This is a genomic window from Kitasatospora sp. NPDC007106 (genome assembly GCF_040634455.1).
GTDB lineage: Bacteria > Actinomycetota > Actinomycetes > Streptomycetales > Streptomycetaceae > Kitasatospora > Kitasatospora arboriphila.
Window position 1 is genome coordinate 1 of the sequence record NZ_JBEYFP010000529.1, and the last position, 4209, is coordinate 4209.

Below are 4209 nucleotides of genomic sequence, written 5' to 3' on the forward strand. Positions count from 1 at the left end.
GGCCTGCAGGCCGGTGGCGCCGTCCAGCTTGGCGGCCTCCATCAGCTCCTTGGGCACCTGGGTCAGCGCGGCGTGGAGGCCGAGCACCAGGAAGGACGCCTCGTCGGGGACGGGCTACCGGGTGGTGTACTCGGTCTCGCAGCACCGGGTGTGGCTGGTCGACCCGCGGAAGGACCCGCAGCTGCAGGCCTCGTTCGCGGTGACGCCGGGCTCGGTGGAGCCCACTCCGGGCAGCTACAGCGTGTACAGCCGGACGGCGACCGGAAAGGGCACCGATCACCGGCAGATCGAGCACGTGGTGCGGTTCACCGAGCAGGGTGAGGTGGTGTTCGGCTTCGGTTCGGCGGTGGACGGCTCGACGGCGCCGCCGGACGCGGGCCTGCGCACCGGCGGGATCCGCTCGTCCCGGGCGGACGGGCAGGTGCTGTGGGACTTCGCGCCGACCGGTACCCGGGTCTTCGTCGCGGAGTAGCAGCCCTCGCGGAGTAGCAGCCCTCGCGGAGCAGTTGCCGTCGCTGAGCAGCCGCCGTCGCGGAGCAGCGGCCCGGGCCGGGGCTCCGGCCGGTGCCGTCCCGCGCGGGCGGCGGTGCGGTGTCAGGCCGCGCGCGGCGGCGCGGTGGGCTCCGGGTGGTCCTGCGCCGCGGGCTGCGGGCGCGCGGGCGGGGTGGAGACGGCGGCGGCGGACGCGCAGGAGGCCAGCAGGGCGCGCATCGGGACCTCGCCGGGCCGGGCCGCGGTGTCGTCGGGACGGTCCTGCGGCGTGGGTGCCGCAGCGGGGGTGGTGCTCGCCATCGGGGCGCCTCCCTAGTTAGGCAGACCTAACCGCAGTTCCCATCCCATCACGAGGGCAGGCCGGGCCGCAACACCTTCCCGACGCCGTGTCGGGAAGTGTCGGGGTGTCGCGGGCGGGGAGGTGCCGGGGCGTGCCGGCGGGATCAGCCCCGGTCGAGGACGGCGAGGTCGACGCCGTCCCAGCGGCCGCCGAGGCCGGTCACGGTGACCCGGCGCGGGTCGAGGTCGTCGGCCTCCTCCGCGGCGCCGCCGATCGCCCGGTGGATCCGGACCTCCAGGCGGTCCTCGCTGAGCTGCTCGACCTTGCCCTCGCCCCACTCGACGACGACCACCGACTCGGGCAAGGACACGTCCAGGTCGAGGTCCTCCATCTCGTCCAGGCCGCCGCCGAGCCGGTAGGCGTCCACGTGGACGAGGGCCGGGCCGCCGCCGAGCGGCGGGTGGACGCGGGCGATCACGAAGGTCGGCGAGGTGACCGCGCCGCGCACGCCGAGGCCCTCGCCGAGGCCCCGGGTGAGCGTGGTCTTGCCCGCGCCGAGCTCCCCGTGCAGCAGTACCAGGTCGCCGGGGCGCAGCAGCGCGGCGAGGCCCTTCCCGAGCCGGCCCATCCGCTCGGGGGTGGCGACGGTGAGGGTGAGCTGGTTGCCCATGGGGGTGTCGGTGTCCTTCCGGGTGGCGGCGGGGCCGCGGTCAGGGGTGGGGGCTCGGGTCGGGCGGGGCGGGGACGCCGGCGTGTCCGGCGGCGCGCCGCAGCAGCCCGGCCAGGTACCGGTCGACCTCGGCGGGCCGTTCCAGCATCAGCAGGTGTCCGGTCTCGGGGAGGACGACCAGCTCGGCGCCGGGCAGTGCCCGGGCGATCTCCTCGCTGTGCGCGGGCGGGGTGAGCAGGTCCTCCGTCCCGGCCAGGACGAGGACGGGGACGCCGTCGAGGGCGGCCAGCGCGGCCTTCTTGTCGTGCAGGCCGAAGGCCGGGTAGAACTCGGCGACCACGTCGATCGGGGTGGCGTCGAGGAGCTGTTCGGCGAACCGGACGACCTGCGGGTCGACGTCCTTGGAGCCGAAGGAGAAGCGGCGGTAGAAGACCGCGGCGACGTCGGCGCCGATCCGGCGGGTGGCCTCGACGAGTTCGACCTGGCGGCCGAGCAGCCGGACGGTGGCGGGGGCGAGCTTGCGCAGCAGCCGGGCGCCGGCCGCGGGCAGGCCGAGGGTGACGGAGTTCCAGTCGCCGGCCAGGGTGCCGACCAGGCCGACCCCGGCGACCCGTTCGCGGAACAGCTCCGGGTGCTGGTCGGCGAGGGCCATCACGGTCATGCCGCCCATGGAGTGGCCGACCAGCACGACCGGGCCCTCGGGGGCGACGGCGTCGAGGACGGCCTTGAGGTCGCCGCCGAGCTGGTCGATGGAGGCGGGCTCGCCGGCCAGGTAGGAGCGGGAGCGCTCGGAGCGGCCGTGGCTTCGCTGGTCCCAGAAGACCAGCCGCAGGCCCTCGCGGAACGCGGCGCGCTGGAAGTGCCAGCTGTCCTGGTTGAGGCAGTAGCCGTGGCAGAAGACGACGGTCAGCGGTGTCGGGGTGTCGGCGGGGGCCGCCTCGGCGGGCCGGCCGGCCCGGGCCAGGGCGCCGGTGCCGCCGAGCAGGCCGGGCAGTCCGGTGCGGTCGACGCCGGCGGCGCCGCGGCGCCGGGTGAACCAGGCGCGGCGGCGCTGGCCCTCGTCCTCGGGCTGCTCGGGCCGCCCGGCCGGTCCGGGCACCGCCTCGTCCCAGCCGGTGCCGTCGAGCTCGACGTACAGCTCGGTGCCGTCGGGGGCGGTGACGGTGCGCGGGCGGCCGCGCAGCGAGCCGTACGGGGCGGCGGCGTCCAGCTCCTCGCGGGCGCGGCGGCGCATCGAGCGGCCGACGGTGAGGCGCTCGACGGCGACGCCGGCGGCGGCACCGGCCGCGACCACGCCGAGCGATATGCCGATCAGGCCGGCCCTGCTCACGCCGCCGGAGGCCGCCCCGGCGGCCTTGGCCACCGCGGCGACCGGATTCCCGTCGGCGCCCTCCGCCATCAGAGGCCCGACCCGTCCCCCGCGCCCACGTAGCGGCGCGGCACCCGGGAGCCGATCCGGGTGACGATCTCGTACGAGAGGGTGCCGCAGGCGCGGCCCCAGTCCTCGGCGGTGGGCTCGCCGCGCTCGCCGCTGCCGAAGAGCAGGACCTCCTCGCCGACCGGCGGGGTGTCGCCGCCGAGGTCGACGACGAACTGGTCCATCGCGACCCGGCCCGCGACGGTGTGCCACTTGCCGGAGATCTGGACGGGGCCGGTGTTGGAGGCGTGCCGCGGGATGCCGTCCGCGTAGCCGACCGGCACCAGGCCGAGGGTGGTGTCGCCGGGCGTCGTGTAGTGGTGGCCGTAGCTGACCCCGTGCCCGCCGGGGACGGTCTTGACCAGGGCGAGCCGGGCCGTGAGCGACATCACGGGGCGCAGCCCGAAGTCGGCGGGGGTGCCGATGTCCGGCACCGGGGAGAGGCCGTACATGGCGAGGCCGGGCCGGACGAGGTCGTAGTGCGACTGCGGCAGCAGCAGGGTGGCCGGCGAGTTCGCCAGGTGCCGGACCTCGGGCCGCACGCCCTGCGCCTCGGCGTGCGCGACGGCGGAGGCGAAGCCGTCCAGCTGGACCTGGACGGAGGGGTGGCCGGGCTCGTCGGCGGCGGCGAAGTGCGACCAGAGGCCGACGACCTCGATCAGGCCCTCGGCCTGGGCGCGCAGGGCGGCGGCGACCAGCTCGGGCCAGTCGTGCGGCTGGCAGCCGTTGCGGCCGAGGCCGGTGTCGGCCTTGAGGTGGACGCGGCCGGGCACGCCCGTCTCGCGGACGGCGGCGAGCAGCTCGTCGAGCGCCCAGCGGCCGCTGACGGAGACGTCGACGTGCGAGCGCAGCGCCTGGGCCCAGGGGCCGCCCGGGGTCCACAGCCAGCACAGGATGCGGGCCTGCTCGGGGCGGATGCCCGCGGCGCGCAGGGCGAGCGCCTCCTCGGGGGTGGCGGTGCCCAGCCAGCGCACGCCCGCGGCGACCGCCTCGCGGGCGCACGGCAGCGCGCCGTGGCCGTAGGCGTCCGCCTTGACCACGGCCATCAGCGCGGCATCGGTACGGGCCCCCAGCGCGGCGAGGTTCTCCCGCAGGGCGGCCAGGTCGATGGCCGCCTCGGCGCGGACCCCGTGGGTGAGGGCGGGAGTTCCGGTCGTCTTCGCAGTTGTCATCGCCTATCAGTCTCCCAGACCGGCGCCGCTGCCCGGCTCACGACCCCGGCCGGGCCCGGCGGTCATCAGTGGGAGACGCGTGAAACGGAGCATTCGGTTCCGCGGAACGGTACCCTCCCGCCGCCCGGGCGGCGCGGCCGGTGTCAGCGCCCGGCGGCCGCCGAACTCGGGCGGGTCG

Annotated in this window: 5 protein-coding genes; 1 reads left to right on the forward strand and 4 read right to left on the reverse strand. The window is 76.8% G+C overall.

Annotated elements, in window-relative coordinates:
- The coding region (locus tag ABZ641_RS27715; RefSeq protein WP_359985956.1) for a hypothetical protein at positions 1–472 on the forward strand (472 nt) is incomplete at its 5' end.
- A gap of 122 nt (positions 473–594) precedes the next feature.
- Here ABZ641_RS27715 and ABZ641_RS27720 read toward each other — a convergent pair.
- The 4 genes from ABZ641_RS27720 to alr all read right to left on the reverse strand — a co-directional run bounded on the left by ABZ641_RS27720 (position 595) and on the right by alr (position 4031).
- Entirely contained in the window at positions 595–792 is a 198-nt protein-coding gene (locus ABZ641_RS27720) for a hypothetical protein (RefSeq protein ID WP_344621499.1), read from the reverse strand.
- Between the two features lie 143 nt (positions 793–935).
- Positions 936–1442, reverse strand: a complete 507-nt coding sequence (gene tsaE / locus ABZ641_RS27725) for a tRNA (adenosine(37)-N6)-threonylcarbamoyltransferase complex ATPase subunit type 1 TsaE (protein ID WP_344621498.1) — start codon at positions 1440–1442, stop codon at positions 936–938.
- 40 nt (positions 1443–1482) lie between these two features.
- Positions 1483–2841 carry an alpha/beta hydrolase gene (locus tag ABZ641_RS27730; RefSeq protein WP_359985959.1) on the reverse strand — a complete coding sequence of 453 codons (1359 nt, stop codon included), beginning with the start codon at positions 2839–2841 and terminating at the stop codon, positions 1483–1485.
- Positions 2841–4031 carry an alanine racemase gene (alr, locus tag ABZ641_RS27735; RefSeq protein WP_344621496.1) on the reverse strand — a complete coding sequence of 397 codons (1191 nt, stop codon included), beginning with the start codon at positions 4029–4031 and terminating at the stop codon, positions 2841–2843. Before alr ends, ABZ641_RS27730 begins: the two co-directional genes overlap by 1 nt.
- Between the last annotated feature and the right edge of the window lie 178 nt (positions 4032–4209).

What these genes read in the sequence shown, in the direction of transcription:
- ABZ641_RS27720 (WP_344621499.1), bottom strand. Translation starts at nt 792, where the DNA reads ATGGCGAGCACCACCCCCGCTGCGGCACCCACGCCGCAGGACCGTCCC.
- tsaE (WP_344621498.1), bottom strand. Translation starts at nt 1,442, where the DNA reads ATGGGCAACCAGCTCACCCTCACCGTCGCCACCCCCGAGCGGATGGGC.
- ABZ641_RS27730 (WP_359985959.1), bottom strand. Translation starts at nt 2,841, where the DNA reads ATGGCGGAGGGCGCCGACGGGAATCCGGTCGCCGCGGTGGCCAAGGCC.
- alr (WP_344621496.1), bottom strand. Translation starts at nt 4,031, where the DNA reads ATGACAACTGCGAAGACGACCGGAACTCCCGCCCTCACCCACGGGGTC.